Here is a 16,732-nt window from a genome sequence, read left to right as displayed (position 1 = left end):
CCTGCCCGCAGCTTCGGGCGGGCCCTGCGGTAAAGTACGCGCCATGAACGAATTCGAGCGCGTGCGCGCCTATCTCACCGACCTGCAGGACCGCATCTGTGCGGCGATCGAGGCCGTCGATGGCCAGGCCCGCTTCCAGGAAGACCTGTGGCAGCGTGCCGAGGGCGGTGGCGGGCGTACCCGCGTGCTGCGCGACGGTGCGGTGTTCGAGCAGGCCGGCATCGGCTTCTCCGACGTGGCTGGCAGCCGCCTGCCGCCATCGGCCTCGGCCAACCGTCCGGAACTGGCTGGCGCCTCCTGGCGTGCCACCGGCGTGTCGCTGGTGTTCCACCCGCTCAACCCCTACGTGCCGACCACGCATGCCAACGTGCGCTTCTTCCAGGCGCAGCGCGACGGCGAAGTGGTGGCCAGCTGGTTCGGCGGTGGCTTCGACCTGACCCCGTTCTATCCGTTCGACGAGGACGTGCAGCACTGGCACCGCGTCGCGCGCGACCTGTGCGCCCCGTTCGGCGAAGAACGCTATGCCGCGCACAAGCGCTGGTGCGACGAGTACTTCTTCCTGCGCCACCGCAATGAAACGCGCGGCGTCGGCGGCCTGTTCTTCGACGACCTGCACGGCGACTTCGAGCGCGATTTCGACTATCTGCGTGCGGTCGGCGATGGCTTCCTGGATGCCTACCTGCCGATCGTGCAGCAGCGCAAGGACACCGCCTACGGCGAGCGCGAACGCGAGTTCCAGCTGTACCGACGCGGCCGCTATGTGGAATTCAACCTGGTCTACGACCGCGGCACGCTGTTTGGCCTGCAGAGTGGTGGCCGCAGCGAAAGCATCCTGATGAGCCTGCCGCCGCGGGTGCGCTGGGAGTACGGCTTCACCCCGGAAGCGGGTAGCGCCGAGGCATGCCTGGCCGATTACCTGGTGCCGCGCGACTGGCTCTGACCTTCCGGCGCCACGCCTGACGCGTGGCATCTTCTCCTGCCTGTGGTGCGCCCTGCACCGGACAGGTCCTGCTTTGCCTCCTTCAAGGATGACCCCATGCCTGCTGCTGTTTCCCTCCGCCCCCGCGCTGCGGGCTGGCGCTCCCTGCTGTTGCTCGCGCTGGCCTCGGCCAGTCTGCCGGCTGCCGCGCAGTCGATGGCCTGCGGCACCTACAAGGACAGCGGCGGCACTATCACGCTGACCATCGAGAGCGAAGGCCACGCCTTCCTGTCCGGCCCCTACCAGGCCACCGAGGAGCTGCGCATCGCCCGCCAGGAAGACGTGCTCGGCACCGGCAACCTGTCCACGGGACGCCTGGAAAACTGGTTCTTCTCGGACAACGACCGCACGATCAACACGCCCTATCGCGAGTTCACCCGTGAGCACGCCGCCGCCTGCAAGACGATGCCCGAGCCCATCGAAGATGGTTGCGTGATGAACACCTCCGAGTGCCTGGAGGCGCTGCCCGAGGCCGCACCGGTGAAGCTGCACGCCTGGTGTGCCGAGGGCGTGGGCGCGGCCTGCTCCCAGCTGTTGGAGACCTACCAGCAGCAGGCCAAGGACGCTGCCCCGGCGCCTGCACGGGCCGAGCCGCCGAAGCCGGAGATCTGCAAGGAGGATTCCGCGTCCTTCAACGCCGAGGGCTGCAGGGCGATCGCCGAGGTGGTCGGGCTGGAGATGATCGGCAAGTCCCTGCTCGGGCTGCAGCATTCGGTTGATCCCGTGTTGCCGTCCGCGCAGCTCGATGAGCTGGCCGCACTGTGCCGGCAGCAGCACGGCGAGACCTTCTGCGCCGACGTTGCCGAGGTGCTGTGGAGTGGCGGGCGCCTGTTGCAGGCCCACGAAGCGCTGCAGCTGTCGTGCGTGCAGCGCGCGGACGGCGTGGCCTGCGGCCGCGCCAAGGCGCTTGCCAGCCTGGCCGCTGCGCCGGTCGCTTCACTGGCTCCGGTGCCGGCCACTGCGCTGCCGTGTGGGAGTTATGAAGCCGAGTACGGTGTGCTCTCGCAGCTGCGCTTCCTCGATGGCGGCCTGGTTGAGGCCGAGGGCCGCGACCAGCGCCTGCGCGCGCGCCTGCAGGACGGCCGCATCCTCATCCGTCCCGATGTCGGCAGCGACTTCGTGCTGCAACCGCTGAAGAACGGAAACCTCGCCAGCGTCGACGGCGGCAACCGCTTCGCCTACTACGAGCGCAAGCTCGCCGCAGGCAATGCCAGCTGCACGCCGCCGGTGGCGTTCGTGGAAATTCCACTGCCACTGGATTGCCCGACCCTGGGCCGCAAGGATGGTGCCAAGGCCTGCTGCGCCGATGGCAAGCTGCTGGGCTGCAAGGTTGCCGGCGAAGCGCTGTTCGAGGCCGAGAAATGGGCCGCGTCGCTGCCCTATTTCGAGACGCTGTGCGGCGCCGGTGTCCGCGAAGGGTGCCTGGCATTGGCAGCGGTGTATTCGCACACCGCCGACCCGAAGATCCCGCAGGCCATGGCAGCGATCTGCGCGAAGGATGGCGAGGGCACACATGTAGCCTGCGATGTGGACGCCACCCGCAACTGGCCGGCACTGAAGGCCGAAGCCGCGCTCTGAGGGCGCGGGAAGGGGTACCCGTAGCGTCGAGCTTGCTCGACGCTACACGTCAGGTGCTCTTCCTGGGAATGATGGTGATGTGCCCGTTGATCTCCAGCAGGGCCAGCTCGACATCCTCCACGCCCAGGCAGCCCTGCTGGCGCATGGCGGCCTCGAAATCGGCACGGGTGACCTGCTCACGGCGCAGAACGGCGTCGAACAGGCGCCCATCACGCGCGATCACTACCGGTTCTCCTTCCACCAGGCGCTCGATGCGACGGCTGCGGGTGCTCACCCAGCCCACCCCGTAGTTGAGCAGGATCAGGGTCGCGGCCAGCAACAAGCCACCGCCCAGCGAGGTATCGGTGCCGAGCAGTGCGTTCTGCACGGCATTGCCCAGCAGCACCACCAGCAGCACGTCGAACGGGGTGATCTGCCCCAGCGGACGTTTGCCACTGAGCCGGACCATGCCCAGCACCACGACATAGACCACCACCGCGCGCAGGATGAACTCCCACCATGGCATCGCCAGTGCGAACAGATCGGGCATTGTCTTCCCCTGCGGAGCGGTGGCCCAGCGTGGCGCAGGCCACGGCATCTGGCAACGGCACAAATAAAAAGCCCCGCTGACCAGGGGGAGGTCAACGGGGCCGGGGAACGGGCACTTGGGGAGGAGTCCCCGTTCCGAGATCTGCTCCAGGGGATGGGAGAGATCCACAACAGGCGTTGCGCCTGTCGAGAGTTATAGAAGCACTCCGAACACTAACGGTTCGTGAAGGGGCCCAATTTAATGAACCTTCATCAGGGCAACATTCATGATCGAGTCAGAAACCTCTGACGAATGAACGAATTCACGTCGTTTTCGGCCTGAAACACCCTCAGTGTGCTTCGTCCCAGTTGTTGCCGATGCCGGTATCGACCACCAGCGGCACCCGCAGTTTGGCCGCTTGCGACATGCGCTCGACTACCTGCAAACGCAACTCCTCGACGAAACTGCTTTCGGTTTCGAACACCAGTTCATCGTGCACCTGCAGGATCATCCGTGCCGGCGCGCCGCTGTCACGCAGCCACTGGTCCACGTCCACCATCGCACGCTTGATGATGTCGGCGGCGGTGCCCTGCATCGGCGCGTTGATCGCGGCGCGCTCGGCACCGGCGCGCAGGCCCTGGTTACGTGCATGAATGTCGTTCAGGTACAGGCGGCGGCCGAACAGGGTTTCCACATAGCCCTGGTCGCGGGCCTGCTGGCGCATCCGCTCCATGAAATCACGCACGCCCGGGTAGCGGCTGAAGTACAGCGCCACGTAGTCCTGCGCCTGGCCACGGTCGATGCCCAGGTTGCGCGCCAGGCCGAAGGCGCTCATGCCGTACATCAGCCCGAAGTTGATCGCCTTGGCCGCGCGGCGCTCGTTCGGGGTCACTTCCTCCAGCGTGCGCCCGAACACCTCGGCGGCAGTGGCGCGGTGCACGTCGGCGCCCTGCTCGAAGGCACGCACCAGGCCCGGGTCCTCGGACAGGTGGGCCATGATCCGCAGCTCGATCTGCGAATAGTCGGCCGCCAGCAGCTGGAAGCCCTCCGGCGCGATGAATGCGCGGCGGATACGGCGGCCATCCTCGGTGCGGATCGGGATGTTCTGCAGGTTCGGGTCTGACGAGGACAGGCGGCCGGTGGCGGCGCCGGACTGGTGGTAGCTGGTGTGCACGCGGCCGGTGTCCGGGTTGACCATCTCCGGCAGCTTGTCGGTGTAGGTGCTGCGCAGCTTGGCCAGGCCCCGGTAGTCCAGGATCACCCGCGGCAGCTCGTGCTGGTCGGCGATCGCCTCCAGCGCCTCTTCATTGGTGCTGGGCTGGCCCTTCGGGGTCTTCACCACCGCCGGCAGCTTCAGCTCATCGAACAGCACCGCCTGCAGCTGCTTGGGCGAATCCAGGTTGAAGCTGCGGCCGGCCAGCTCGGTGGCCTTCTGCTGCGCGGCCAGCATGCGCGAGGACAGGTCCTGGCTCTGCCGGCGCAGTTCATCGGTGTCGATCCGCACGCCATTGGCTTCGATCGTGGTCAGCACCGGTACCAGTGGCATCTCGATGTCGCGGTACACGCTGTCCAGCGCCGGCTCGGCCAGCAGCTGCGGCTGCAGCGCGCGGTGCAGGCGCAGGGTGATGTCGGCGTCCTCGGCCGCATAGCGGCTGGCTTCGTCGATGCCCACCTGCGAGAACGGAATCTGCTTGGCGCCCTTGCCGGCCACATCCTCGAACTTGATGGTGTTGTAGCCCAGGTAACGCAGGGCCAGCGAATCCATGTCGTGGCGGGTGGCGGTGGAATTGAGCACGAAGCTCTCGAGCATGGTGTCGTCGTGGTAGCCCTGCACCTCCACGCCGTGGCGGCGCAGCACATGCAGGTCGTACTTGCCATGCTGGCCCAGCTTCTTCTTCGCCGGGTCCTGCAGCACCGGGCGCAGTGCGTCCAGCACCTGCTGCATCGACAGCTGCGCCGGCGCGCCCGGGTAATCGTGGCCGACCGGAATATAGGCGGCCTTGCCCGGCTCGACCGCCAGGCTGATGCCCACCAGGCGCGCACGCATCGCGTCCAGCGCATCGGTTTCGGTATCGAAACTGATCAGGTCCGCCTGCTGCAGGCGCTCGACCCAGGCCTGCAGCTGCTCGGCGGTCAGCACGGTCTCGTATTCACCCGGTGCGGCCAGCGCCGGATCCAGCGTGCCGGCGGCCGGTGCCTCGGCGCTGCCACGGGCGAAGCCGGCGGCGGTGCCACGCAGGCTCGGCGTTGCTTCGCTGGCGGCCGTCGGCGCCGGCAGCGGTGCACCCAGTTCCTTCAGCGCCTGGGTGAAGCCGTAGCGCGCATACAGCTCGGTCAGCTCCGGCACGTCCTGCTCGCGCAGGGCCAGCGTGGTCGGGCTGGCGTCCAGCTCCACGTCGGTGCGGATGGTCACCAGCTCGCGGTTCAGCGGCAGGCGCTCCAGCGCGGCGCGCAGGTTCTCGCCGATCTTGCCCTTCATGGTCGGCGCGGCCGCCATCACCCCGTCCAGGTGCTGGTACTCGGCCAGCCACTTGGCGGCGGTCTTCGGCCCGCATTTCTCCACGCCCGGCACGTTGTCGACGGTATCGCCCATCAACGCCAGCAGGTCGATGATCTGATCGGCGCGCACGCCGAACTTCTCCATCACCGCGGCATCGGAATCCATGCGGCTGCCGGTCATGGTGTTGACCAGCTCGATGCCCGGGCGCACCAGCTGGGCAAAGTCCTTGTCGCCGGTGGAGATGGTCACCTTCAGGTCCTGTGCCACGCCCTGCAGGGCCAGCGTGCCGATCACATCATCGGCCTCCACGCCGGGAATGCGCAGGATGCTGATGCCCAAGGCTTCGACGATGCGGCACATCGGTTCAACCTGGCTGCGCAGCTCGTCGGGCATCGGCGGGCGGTTGGCCTTGTACTGGTCATACAGGTCATCGCGGAAGGTCTTGCCCGGCGCATCGACCACGAACGCCACGTAGGCCGGGCGCTCCTTCAGTGTCGAGCGCAGCATGTTGACCACGCCGAACAGCGCGCCGGTGGGTTCGCCCTGTGCATTGGACAGGGGCGGCAGCGCGTGGAACGCGCGGTACAGGTAACTGGACCCGTCGATCAGGACTAATCTGCTCATGGGTCGATTCTACGCGCCCGTGCCTGCACTGCGACGACACGGCACAGCCGCGGCGATGGGGCATAATCAAGGCTCTTTCCAGGCAAAGGCCCCCGCCGATGAAGACCCTGATGCTGGCTTCCGTGCTCCTGCTTGCTGGCTGCGCCAGCCTGGGCGGCGCCGGCGCTCCCCCGGTGGACGTCAAGGGCGCGGATGTGTCCAAGCGCACCATGGACAACGGCGATGTCATCGAGGAATACCGCGTGTCCGGCCAGCTGCGCATGGTCAAGGTGACCCCGTCGCGCGGTGCCCCGTTCTATATGTACGACAAGAACGGCGATGGCCGTTTCGACAACGACAAGGACGGCGTGTCGCCGGTGTACTGGAAGCTGTACAGCTGGTGATGTGACCGGGGTCGGATCCCTGCGATTCAGTAGATCCACGCCATGCGTGGATGGGCCCCTGCCGGCCCTACAAAAGATGACGCCGGCGCGCATCCTGCGGCCGGCGTCGGGTCCCCTCCCCGGGAACGCTTGTATCAGCGGATGACCAGCACCGGCAGCGTGCTGCGTGCCAGCACTTCGGCGGTCTGGCTGCCCAGCAGCACGCGGGTCACGCCACGGCGGCCGTGCGAGGTCATCACGATCAGGTCGCTGTTGCGCTCGCCGGCGGTCTCGATGATGCCGTCAGCCGCGTAGCGGTCCAGCACGTGCACCGGATTGGCGGTGATGCCCTGCTCGGCCGCCTTGGCCAGCGCCGGCTGCAGCACCTTCTGCGCACCTTCCTCGCGGTCGGCCTTGTATTCAGGGCTGTTCATGTAGCCCACGCTCCAGCCCATGGCGTCGTACATGCCGACGGCCCACGGCTCGGAAACGGTCACGATATCGACCTCGGCGTTGAGGTCCTTGGCCAGCTCCAGGCCCTTGGCCAGGCCCTTGTCGGCCAGCTCGGATCCGTCGGTGGCAATCAGGATGCGCTTGTACATGGTGGGGCTCCGTGGCGGTCTGCCAGATGGGAACAACACCATTGCACACCGGATGTGCAGGGCGCGCCTTGAGCAGGATCAATCCGGCGCGGCGCAGCGGCGTGTGCGCATCGCCAGCTTGCGTACCCGGACACTGCAGCGCAAGCTGGGTGGGCGGCGGCGCGCCGCCTTGGGAGAACCCGCATGCAGGACCGCAAGCCGACATCACGAAGCCCCCTCAGGATCATCCTGTGGAGCCTCATCGCCGCCTTCGTGCTGTTCTACGGCGGCTATCATCTGGGCAAGGACATGGCGCTGCGTGACAACGCCCGGCAGTCAGCCGGCCGATAACGCTCTTCTGTAGAGCCGAGCCATGCTCGGCTGTTTTTCCCGCCAGAAGCAGCCGAGCATGGCTCGGCTCTACATTTTCTGCCCTCAGGCGATCTGCACCACGCGTGCGTTCTGGCACAGCGGATAACTGGCCACGAATTCGGCAATCGCATCACGCATCGCTTCGAACGATTCGCCGTACATGTACAGCGCGGTCTCGGTCGGGCCCTGCCACCAGCTGCAGATCTCGCCCAGGCCGTCGATGTTCTCCGACAGCTGCTCGAACACGTGGTTGGAATCGCACTGCTCGTAGACCTCGTCCGGCAGGGTCAGGCCATCCAGGTAGATGCCCAGGCCTTCGGTCACGCCGAAGCTGCGGTCGGCCTCGCCCGCACCCTGCAGCTGCGAACCCTTCGGCGCGCCCAGCTGCTCCAGCAGGTCGATCAGCTTCGGCACGCCGGCCGCATCGACCAGCGCCACTTCGATATCGCCGTATTCGACCTCGCCGAGGTCGGACATCGCGGTGCCGCCGCCGGTCAGCTCGCCCACCTGGGCCGCCTGCAGCAGCGCATCGAGCGGATCCTCGAACAGTTCGTGGCGATGCTCGGGCTGCAGCTTGGCGTTCAACTTCACGGTGACGTGCAGCGTGGGTTCGGTCATCGGGGCGTTCCTGGAAGATGTGGCTTCTATTGTAGAGCCGAGCCCATGCTCGGCTGTTCTTCCAGCCAGAAGCAGCCGAGCATGGGCTCGGCTCTACAACAGCCCGTCAACGCAGGAACGGCGCCACCTTGCGCTTGAGCAGCTCCACCAGCACCGGGTCCATGTACTCGTAGTCGTCCGGGATATCCAGGCAGATCACCCGCTTGCCGTCCAGCCATGCCTTGTAGCGGCTGGACAACCGGTTGCGGTGCGCCTTCTCCATCACGAACACCAGGTCGGCCCACTGCAGCAACTCGGGGCTGAGTACTTCCTCGGCGTCGGCCAGCAGGCCGGCCGAAGCGGTCTCAATGCCCGGCCAATCGGCGAACACCTGCTCAGCCGTGGGACTGCGCAGGCGGTTCTGGCTGCAGAGGAAGAGCACATTGCGGGTCATGGATACTCGCTTTTGTAGAGTCGAGCCGTGCTCGACTGACTTTTCCCGCTGCAAGCAGCCGAGCATGGCTATGCCGGTCGTCCTGACCGGCACCCTTCGGGCCGTCTCAAGCGACGTTGGCAGCGGCTCCTGCCGCTACCTTCGGCTCTACAGGAATTCCCGCCCCCCCGACAGTGATCAGATCACCGTCAGGTTGGCATACGCCATCACCAGCCACTTGCTGCCGGCATCGGCGAATTCGACCTGCACGCGGGCGTGGGCACCGTTGCCTTCGTAGTCGGTCACCATGCCTTCGCCGAACTTGGGATGGGTGACCAGCGCGCCGAGCTTCAGCGGCGGCGCCTCGATCGAGGCATGGCCCATCACCCGGCTGGCGCCCATCGAGGCCGGCCGCGAGACCTGCACCTTCGGGCGCACTTCGTGCAGCAGCTCGCGCGGAATCTCGCGCAGGAAGCGCGACGGCAGGCTGTAGTTGTCCTGGCCATGGATGCGGCGCGATTCGGCGTAGCTCAGCACCAGTTTCTGGCGCGCGCGGGTGATGCCGACGTAGGCCAGGCGGCGCTCTTCTTCCAGCCGCCCGCTTTCCTCCAGCGAACGTGCGCTGGGGAACAGGCCTTCTTCCAGGCCGGCCAGGAACACCAGCGGAAACTCCAGGCCCTTGGCCGAGTGCAGGGTCATCAGCTGCACGCCGTCCTCGCCCGCCTGCGCCTGGCCCTCACCGGCCTCCAGCGCGGCATAGGCCAGGAACGCGACCAGCTCGTCCATGTCCTCGCCCACTTCCTCGATGTCATCGGCACGGCGCACGAAGCGAGAGGCCACCGAGACCAGTTCGTCGAGGTTGTCGGTGCGCGATTCCGAGTCCAGCGCGTTGCGGCTTTCCTTGCTCCAGTGCTCGCGCAGCTGCGAGCGGGCCAGCACGTGGTCCACGCGCTCGGCCAGGGTCATGTGCAGGGTCTGCGCCTGCAGCTCGTTGACCAGCACCAGGAAGCCGGCCAGTGCATTGCGCGCACGTGCGGCCAGCGCGCTGCCCTGGGTGACCAGCATGGTCGCTTCCCACAGCGAAATACCCTGCGCGCGCGCCTCGCGGCGCACTTCGTCCAGCGTGCGGTCGCCGATGCCACGGGTGGGCGTGTTGACCGCGCGCTCGAACGCCGCGTCATCGTTGCGGTTGGACAGCAGGCGCAGGTAGGCCAGCGTGTCCTTGATTTCGGCACGCTCGAAGAAGCGCATGCCGCCGTACACGCGGTACGGCACCTGTTCGCTCAGCAGCGCCTCTTCCAGCGCGCGCGACTGCGCGTTGCTGCGGTAGAGCACGGCCACTTCGGTATAGCTGCCACCGTCTCGCACCCACTGGCGCGCGCGCTCGACGATGTAGCGCGCCTCGTCCATCTCGTTGTACGCCGCGTACAAGTCGATCGGCTCGCCGTCGCCGCTGTCGGTCCACAGCTGCTTGCCGATGCGGTCGGGGTTGTGCGCGATCACCGCATTGGCGGCACCGAGGATGTTGGCGGTGGAGCGGTAGTTCTGTTCCAGGCGGATGGTCTGCGCGCCGGGGAAGTCGCGCAGGAAGCCCTGCACGTTCTCGACCTTGGCACCGCGCCAGCCGTAGATGGCCTGGTCATCGTCGCCGACCACGAACACGTGGCCGGAATCGCCCGCCAGCACGCGCACGAAGGCGTACTGGATGGCGTTGGTGTCCTGGAACTCGTCTACCAGGATCTCGCGGAAGCGCGCGCGGTAGTGCGATAGCAGGGCCGGGTTGTCGCGCAGCAGTTCGTGCGCGCGCAGCAGCAGCTCGGCGAAGTCGACCAGGCCGGCGCGGTCGCAGCGTGCCTGGTACTCGATGTAGGCCTGGCGCATGGTTTCCAGCCAGGCGTCGTGCGGCTCGGGCTGGATGTGCTGCGGGCGGCGGCCTTCGTCCTTCTGCGCGTTGATCCACCACGCGATCTGCTTGGCCGGGTACTTGCCGTCGTCCAGTTCCAGCGCCTGCACCACCCGCTTGACCAGCCGCAGCTGGTCGTCCGAGTCCATCACCTGGAAGCCTTCGGGCAGCTTCGCGTCCTGCCAGTGCAGGCGCAGCAGGCGATTGGCCAGGCCGTGGAAGGTGCCGATCCACATGCCACGGCTGCCATTGGGCAGCTGTGCGTCGATGCGGTGGCGCATTTCGCCGGCCGCCTTGTTGGTGAAGGTCACCGCGAAAATGCCGTGGGTCGGCACGCCATCGACTTCATGCAGCCAGGCGATGCGGTGGGTGAGTACGCGGGTCTTGCCGGAACCGGCACCGGCCAGCACCAGGTGGTGGCCGGGGGGAGCGGAGACGGCTTCGCGCTGGGCCGGGTTCAGGCCATCAAGCAGGTGGGAGACATCCATGCCCCCATTTTACGGCATCGCCGTCGCGGCTCCTGCGACCACCTGGGTTGCCAGTGCCTGCGCCTGCTGACGCAGTTCAGGCACCGCCAGGCTTTCCCACAGGCTGCCGATGCGCAGGCTGCCGAGCACGCCCAGCCGTGCCTGCGGCTGGCCACCGGCGGCACACAGGCGATCGCCCGGCACCGTGCTGTCCAGGCCCAGCCCGTGCGGGCCGGGGCGCGCCAGCCCATCGGCCTGCAGCTGCTGCAGCAACGGATTGCGCAGCGCGCTGGCGCGGGTCTCCACGCCGGTGGCGTTGATCACCCCGCTGATCGTCCACTGCTGTTCATTGCCCGAGGCATCGCGGCCGGACAGCTGCAGCGCATCGCCGTCGCGCCAGACGCGTTGCAGGCGGGACCGGTGGATACGCAGCTGGCCGCTGTCCTGCAGGGACTGCAGCTGCGCATCCACTTCTTCGGCGATGCGGTGGCGATGCACGTCCCAATAGCGCACCACATGGCGCAGGAAGCGACGCTGGTCCGCCTCATCGAGGCTGCACCACAGCGCCTGCCCGTGCGGACGGATGCGGTCCATCACGCCCTGCCACGGCAGGCCGTCGGCCTGTGACTGGCGTGCGAACCCGCGCAACGCGCGCAGGCGCTGGCGCAGGTTCATCGGCAGCAGCGTGGCCGGGTCGAACGTGGGCAGGCCACCATGCGCGTGCGGCAACGGCAGCAGGCCATGGCGCGAGATCACGTGCAGCGGTCCGGTGTGGCCGGCGGCGACCAGCGCCAGCACGGTGTCGGCCATGCTCAGGCCGGAGCCGACAATGGCTACAGCCTGTTCGCCGGCCAGGGTGCGTACGCCGTCGTAGTCCCAGGCCTCGATCACATCATCGGCAGGCAGCGCCTCGGCACCGGCCACCGGCAGCGGGCGCATGCTGTTGCCGGTGGCGAGCACCGCCTGCGCGGCGTGCAGCGTGTGGCCATCGCCGAGCGTCAGCTGGTAGCCGTGGTCATCCGGCTGCAGGCCCAGTACCGGCTGCGCGATCACCTGCAGCTGCGCCGGGCTGGCTGCGGCAGCGTCCTGCAGGCGCTGCTGCAGGTAGGCCGCGAAGTAGTGGCGGCACACGTAACGCTCGCCCAGCACCTCGCGCGCCTCGCCCGGGTAGGCGTTGGCGGCCATCAGGTAGTCGAGGAAATCGCCGGGCTGGTCGGCAAACGCACTCATCTTCGCCGCCGGCACGTTCAGCAGATGCTCCGGCCACGGCGTGGCATAGGCGATGCCCTGCGCCAGCTGCGAGGCGGGTTCGAAAATGGCCAGCGCCAGCGGCGCCTTGGCCTGGCGCAGTACCTGGATCGCCACCAGCACCCCGGCCGCACCACCACCGATGATTGCCAGGTCCAGTTCGCCATTACGCGGTGAATCAGTCATGTGCCGATTGTAGGCCATCGGCGATGACAGGCCGGATTGCCGAAGCGGGCGGCCGGCATTGCCTTACATCAACGCATCGGCCAGCCGTGCGATGCCTTCGCGGCTGCGCCGCCACGTGGGGCGGCTGCGCCACTGCTGCAGGTCCAGCTGCCGCGACTCACGCAGATAGCCATCCTCGATCTCGCACAACTGCTGCACCAGCGCGCGGTCGTAGCAGATCAGGCCGATCTCGGCATTCAGCGCGAACGAGCGGATATCCATGTTGATCGAGCCGAGCACGGCGATGTCCTCGTCCACGCTCATGTGCTTGGCGTGCAGGAACTGCGGTTCGTACAGGGCGATGCGCACGCCACAGCGCAGCAGCTCGTCGTAGTACGCCTCCTGCGCCCACGAGGTCAGCCGCTGGTTGTTGCTGGCGGAGAGGATCAGCTGCACCTGCACACCGGACAATGCCGCAATGCGCAGCGCGCTCAACGTGGCCTCGTCGGGCACGAAGTACGGCGTGACCATCACCAGCCGCCGCCGCGCCAGGTGGATCAGCGCGGCCACCGCATCACGCGCGTTGCTGTACGGGTAGGCCGGGCCGCTGGGCAGCAGCTGGGTGGCGATGTCATCGCTGCACTCGGGCACATCGGCGATCACGTCCAGACGCTGGCCGGTTTCCATGTACCAGTCGCTGGCGAACACCGCTTCCAGATGCGCCACCGCCGGGCCACGCACGCGCGCCACCAGTTCGCGGTTCGGGTGGCCGGGCACGAACTGCGGGCCCGCCAGGTTCTGCGAACCGACATAGGCCACTTCGTTGTCGATCACCGCGATCTTGCGGTGGTTGCGCAGGTCCATGCGCCCGCTGCGGCGCCAGCGCAGGCCACCGGGCAGCATCGCGCGCACTTCGATGTCGCGCGCCTGCAGGCGCTTGCGATAGGCGCGCAGACCGCGCTTGGCACCCACCGCGTCGAGCAGCACGCGGCATTGCACGCCACGCGCCGCTGCTCGCTGCAGTGCCTCGACCACCGCCTCGCCCACCGCGTCGTCAAACATCAGGTAGTACAGCAGGTGCACGCGGTCCTCGGCCTGGTCGATGTCGGCGATCAGCGTGTGCAGCGATTCGTCGTAGTCGGTCAGCAGGTCCACCGCGTTGCCGTGCACCGGCATGAAATCACCCTGCCGCTGCACCAGCGGCACGATCTCGGCGCAGGCGGTGTCCGGCTGCGGGGTCCAGCGCAGGCGATGCTGCAGCGCCTGTTCCTCGCGGATGACCTGCGAGGCCTCGGCCTGTCGGCGGATACGCTCGCGTGACAGCCACGGATGGCCGAACAGCAGGTACAGCGGCAGGCCCAGCAGCGGCACGAAGCCGACCAGCAGCAGCCAGCTGCGCGCCGCCCCCGGCGTGGTGCGGGTGGGGATCCAGCACAGCGCGACCAGCCGGATCAGCCAGTCGATCAGCAGCAGGTACGAACCCAGCAACCACTCGAACAGCATCGCGTCGCCCGTCGGGAGGTGATGGGTCATTCTGCCCAGCGGGGTGTGTAGAGTCGAGCCGCGCTCGACTGCTTTGAAGCCGTGTGCCAACCAAGGTTGGCACCTACCGGGGGTGGGGACGGCGTGCCAACCAAGGTTGGCACCTACCGGGTGAAGGGACAGCGTGTCGACCAAGGTCGACACCTACCGGGGGCGGGACAAGTTGCCAACCAAGGTTGGCACCCACCCTCTGGATGCCAGGCATGAAAAAACCCGCCACAAGGGCGGGTTTCTTCGCGGGGATCAGCAATCCTTGCGGATTACTTGATCTTGCCTTCCTTGTACGGGACGTGCTTACGCACGACCGGATCGTACTTGGAGAATTCCATCTTCCCCGGGGTGTTCTTCTTGTTCTTGTCGGTCGTGTAGAAGTGACCGGTACCAGCGGTCGAAATCATACGGACCTTATCGCGCTTGCCTGCCATGATCGTCTACTCCTCAGACCTTTTCGCCGCGCGCACGCAGCTCAGCCAGAACGGAATCGATGCCGTTCTTGTCGATGGTGCGCAGTGCATGCGCGGAAACACGAAGCTTCACCCAGCGGTTTTCGCTGGCAACCCAGAAGCGGCGCTCGTGCAGATTCGGCAGGAAACGACGACGGGTCTTGTTGTTGGCGTGCGAGACGTTGTTACCCGTCTGCACTCGCTTGCCGGAAACCTGGCATACGCGGGACATTGCGCACCTCGATAGTAAGTTGTGTCAGCCCGTAGCCCGGGAGACGGCGGCCTCGATGGTTGCCCACCACACGTCAAGAGAATCAAAGGGTTACGCTGGCGTTGGGCGGCCGGGGACGTGCTCCCGGAGGCGCCGCCCGGTAGAAAACCGGACACAGCGAGCCGCGCATTATGCACGGGTTCAAGCACTTGCGCAAGTTACCCACAGGCTGGGGCTGAATGCGACGGTCGCTCCCTGTAGAACCAGCTCAACGCAGATGCGGAATCACCTGGGCCAGCAGGTGCGCATCCTTCAATGCGCCATGCAGGCCCCGGTTCCCGGGAATGCGAAGGCGCTGCAGCACATCATCCAGCTTATTGCCTTGGCCCGGCCAGCGCCCGCGCGCCAGCTTCAGGCTGCAGGTGATGCGGCAATGCTGGGCCAGCGTGCCGGGGATGCCAGCCAGGCGCAGCTCGTTGTCCAGGAAGCCCACATCGAAGGTGGCGTTGTGCGCGACCATCTCGCTGCCACGCAGGAACTCCAGCAGCTCGGCGGCCTTGCTGGAGAACAGTGGCTTGCCCACCAGCATCGCGTCGCTGATGCCGTGCACGCGCTGCGCGCCCCAGTCCACCTTGCGCTGCGGCTGCAGGTAGGTGTGGAACTGGCGGCCGGTGAGCTGGCCATCGATCAGTTCGACGGCACCGATTTCGATCACCCGGTGCCCCAGGCGGTGGGAGATGCCGGTGGTTTCGGTATCCAGTGCGACGATGCGGCTCATCAGGGTGTGCGTTCTCCAGTACGTGCAGCCGGATTTTCGCACGCGACCGATGCACTCACCCCAACGCTTCCACCACCCAATCAATGAACACCCGCAGCCGCTGGCTCATGTGCCGGTTGGGCGGGAACATCACATGCATCGGCATGGGTGGCAGCTGCCAGTCCTGCAGCACCGGCAGCAGCTCGCCACGCGCCACGTGCGGTTCGGCCATGTAGCTGGGCAACGCGACCACGCCCAGCCCCGCCAACGCCGCGGCCAGATAGGCGTTGCCGTCGTCGAAGCCGACCGCATAGCGGCCCTGCACCTCGATGCGCTCATCGCCGCGCTGGGCGCTGAACACGCGGGCCCGGCCACTGCGCGGGCTGAGGAAGCCGACCATGTGGTGATCGGGCCCTTCCAGCGCGCGCGGGTCGGCAGGCAACCCGAAACGCTGCACATAGCCCGGGCTGGCGTGGAAGCCGATCGGCAGCGCAGCAAGCGGCCGCGCCACCAGCGCCGGGTCGGCTGGAGTGCCACCACGGATCACGCAATCGACGTTGTCGGCGATGACGTCCACCTCGCGGTCACTCACGCCGATGTCCAGCTGGATCTCCGGGTAGCGCGCCTGGAAATCCGGCAGCGCCGGTACCAGCCGCAAGCGCGCGTACGGCCCGGGCACATCCACGCGCAGGCGTCCGCGCGGTTGGGTGGCCGCGTCTCCCAGCCCGCCCTCCACCTCTTCCAGCTCGGCCAGCAGGCGGGCGATGCGCGGGTAATAGGCCGCGCCATCGGCGGTGACGCTGACCCGGCGCGTGGTGCGGTTGAGCAGGCGCAGCCGCAGGTGCGCCTCCAGCTGCTGCACCAGCTGGGTGGCCGTGGTGCGGCTGATCTGCAGGGTCTGCGCGGCGCGGGTGAAGCTGCCGGTTTCCACTACCCGGGCAAAGGCCCGCATCGCCTCGAAACGGTCCATGGTGGGTCATGATTGTTTGGAATTGGCAATCAATCTAGGCCGATCATCGCGGTTTATCCAGACAGCGCTGGCGCGGAGGATGGCGTTCTCTCCCACGGGATCTTCCCCATGTCACAGCGTGATGTCGTTTTCCCCGCCGGCCGCCAGGCCCTGTACGAGCGCAACCGCTACTCGCCGGCGATCCGATCCAACGGCTTCCTGTTCGTTTCCGGCCAGGTCGGCAGCCGCGAGGACGGCTCGCCCGAACCGGATTTCGAAGCGCAGGTGCGCCGCGCCTTCGAAAATCTCAATGCGGTACTGGCTGCCGCCGGCTGCACGTTCGAAGACGTGGTTGATGTGACGGTGTTCCTGGTCGACCCCGAGAAGAACTTCGAGAAGGCTTGGGCGATCGTGCCCGAGTACTGGGGCGAGGCGCCGCACCCGACCCTGACCGGTATCGGCGTGACCTGGCTGTACGGGTTCCAGTTCGAGATCAAGGTGATCGCGAAGCTG

At 67.1% G+C, this 16,732-nt stretch carries 17 protein-coding genes; 5 read left to right on the top strand and 12 right to left on the bottom strand.

The features are described from left to right. Positions 1 to 43 precede the first annotated feature (43 nt). Both hemF and QRO95_RS00785 read left to right on the top strand, forming a co-directional pair. Positions 44 to 940 (top strand): oxygen-dependent coproporphyrinogen oxidase, encoded by an 897-nt coding sequence (gene hemF / locus QRO95_RS00790; protein ID WP_134952110.1) that lies wholly within the window; start codon positions 44 to 46, stop codon positions 938 to 940. A 96-nt stretch (positions 941 to 1,036) separates the two neighbouring features. Further along, positions 1,037 to 2,557 (top strand): hypothetical protein, encoded by a 1,521-nt coding sequence (locus tag QRO95_RS00785; RefSeq protein ID WP_285301492.1) that lies wholly within the window; start codon positions 1,037 to 1,039, stop codon positions 2,555 to 2,557. A gap of 49 nt (positions 2,558 to 2,606) precedes the next feature. On the opposite strand, the gene QRO95_RS00780 is transcribed toward QRO95_RS00785, so the two are convergent. Then, the gene (locus QRO95_RS00780; protein WP_032129193.1) at positions 2,607 to 3,086 is read right to left on the bottom strand and encodes a DUF421 domain-containing protein; all 480 of its coding nucleotides are present in this window, start codon (positions 3,084 to 3,086) and stop codon (positions 2,607 to 2,609) included. A gap of 328 nt (positions 3,087 to 3,414) precedes the next feature. Continuing rightward, on the bottom strand, positions 3,415 to 6,189 hold the full coding sequence (gene polA, locus QRO95_RS00775; protein ID WP_285301491.1) for a DNA polymerase I: 2,775 nt from the start codon (positions 6,187 to 6,189) through the stop codon (positions 3,415 to 3,417). Between the two features lie 98 nt (positions 6,190 to 6,287). On the opposite strand from polA, the gene QRO95_RS00770 reads away from it, so the two are divergent. Beyond that, complete coding sequence (locus tag QRO95_RS00770; RefSeq protein ID WP_182266932.1) at positions 6,288 to 6,572, top strand: DUF2782 domain-containing protein; 285 nt, start codon at positions 6,288 to 6,290, stop codon at positions 6,570 to 6,572. A 134-nt stretch (positions 6,573 to 6,706) separates the two neighbouring features. On the opposite strand, the gene QRO95_RS00765 is transcribed toward QRO95_RS00770, so the two are convergent. Continuing rightward, positions 6,707 to 7,153 carry a universal stress protein gene (locus QRO95_RS00765; protein WP_005411629.1) on the bottom strand — a complete coding sequence of 149 codons (447 nt, stop codon included), beginning with the start codon at positions 7,151 to 7,153 and terminating at the stop codon, positions 6,707 to 6,709. A 183-nt stretch (positions 7,154 to 7,336) separates the two neighbouring features. Here QRO95_RS00765 and QRO95_RS00760 point away from each other — a divergent pair, with 183 nt between their 5' ends. Then, positions 7,337 to 7,483 carry a hypothetical protein gene (locus QRO95_RS00760; protein ID WP_183080205.1) on the top strand — a complete coding sequence of 49 codons (147 nt, stop codon included), beginning with the start codon at positions 7,337 to 7,339 and terminating at the stop codon, positions 7,481 to 7,483. An 84-nt stretch (positions 7,484 to 7,567) separates the two neighbouring features. Here the strand turns inward: QRO95_RS00760 and QRO95_RS00755 are convergent, their stop codons facing one another. From QRO95_RS00755 to QRO95_RS00715, 9 genes are all read right to left on the bottom strand, one after another. Continuing rightward, complete coding sequence (locus QRO95_RS00755) at positions 7,568 to 8,122, bottom strand: hypothetical protein (RefSeq protein ID WP_285301490.1); 555 nt, start codon at positions 8,120 to 8,122, stop codon at positions 7,568 to 7,570. A gap of 106 nt (positions 8,123 to 8,228) precedes the next feature. Beyond that, complete coding sequence (locus tag QRO95_RS00750; RefSeq protein ID WP_285301489.1) at positions 8,229 to 8,555, bottom strand: low molecular weight protein tyrosine phosphatase family protein; 327 nt, start codon at positions 8,553 to 8,555, stop codon at positions 8,229 to 8,231. Between the two features lie 177 nt (positions 8,556 to 8,732). Next, on the bottom strand, positions 8,733 to 10,925 hold the full coding sequence (uvrD, locus tag QRO95_RS00745) for a DNA helicase II (RefSeq protein WP_285301488.1): 2,193 nt from the start codon (positions 10,923 to 10,925) through the stop codon (positions 8,733 to 8,735). Positions 10,926 to 10,934: 9 nt separating this feature from the next. Continuing rightward, positions 10,935 to 12,356: an FAD/NAD(P)-binding protein gene (locus tag QRO95_RS00740; RefSeq protein WP_285301487.1), complete on the bottom strand. Its 1,422-nt coding sequence runs from the start codon at positions 12,354 to 12,356 to the stop codon at positions 10,935 to 10,937. Positions 12,357 to 12,401: 45 nt separating this feature from the next. Beyond that, on the bottom strand, positions 12,402 to 13,820 hold the full coding sequence (cls, locus tag QRO95_RS00735; RefSeq protein WP_121504115.1) for a cardiolipin synthase: 1,419 nt from the start codon (positions 13,818 to 13,820) through the stop codon (positions 12,402 to 12,404). 299 nt (positions 13,821 to 14,119) lie between these two features. Beyond that, complete coding sequence (gene rpmG, locus QRO95_RS00730) at positions 14,120 to 14,287, bottom strand: 50S ribosomal protein L33 (protein WP_170272460.1); 168 nt, start codon at positions 14,285 to 14,287, stop codon at positions 14,120 to 14,122. 10 nt (positions 14,288 to 14,297) lie between these two features. Then, positions 14,298 to 14,534: a 50S ribosomal protein L28 gene (gene rpmB / locus QRO95_RS00725; protein ID WP_005411638.1), complete on the bottom strand. Its 237-nt coding sequence runs from the start codon at positions 14,532 to 14,534 to the stop codon at positions 14,298 to 14,300. A gap of 247 nt (positions 14,535 to 14,781) precedes the next feature. After that, on the bottom strand, positions 14,782 to 15,291 hold the full coding sequence (gene dnaQ, locus QRO95_RS00720; RefSeq protein ID WP_032130518.1) for a DNA polymerase III subunit epsilon: 510 nt from the start codon (positions 15,289 to 15,291) through the stop codon (positions 14,782 to 14,784). 55 nt (positions 15,292 to 15,346) lie between these two features. Beyond that, positions 15,347 to 16,240 (bottom strand): LysR family transcriptional regulator, encoded by an 894-nt coding sequence (locus tag QRO95_RS00715; RefSeq protein WP_285301486.1) that lies wholly within the window; start codon positions 16,238 to 16,240, stop codon positions 15,347 to 15,349. Between the two features lie 108 nt (positions 16,241 to 16,348). Here QRO95_RS00715 and QRO95_RS00710 point away from each other — a divergent pair. Continuing rightward, positions 16,349 to 16,732 (top strand): RidA family protein (locus tag QRO95_RS00710; RefSeq protein ID WP_285301485.1); only part of this gene is annotated, 384 nt, incomplete at its 3' end.

This window comes from Stenotrophomonas maltophilia group sp. Smal13 (assembly GCF_030236855.1).
Lineage (GTDB): Bacteria > Pseudomonadota > Gammaproteobacteria > Xanthomonadales > Xanthomonadaceae > Stenotrophomonas > Stenotrophomonas maltophilia_A.
This window is presented reverse-complemented; position numbering and strand designations above follow the sequence as displayed.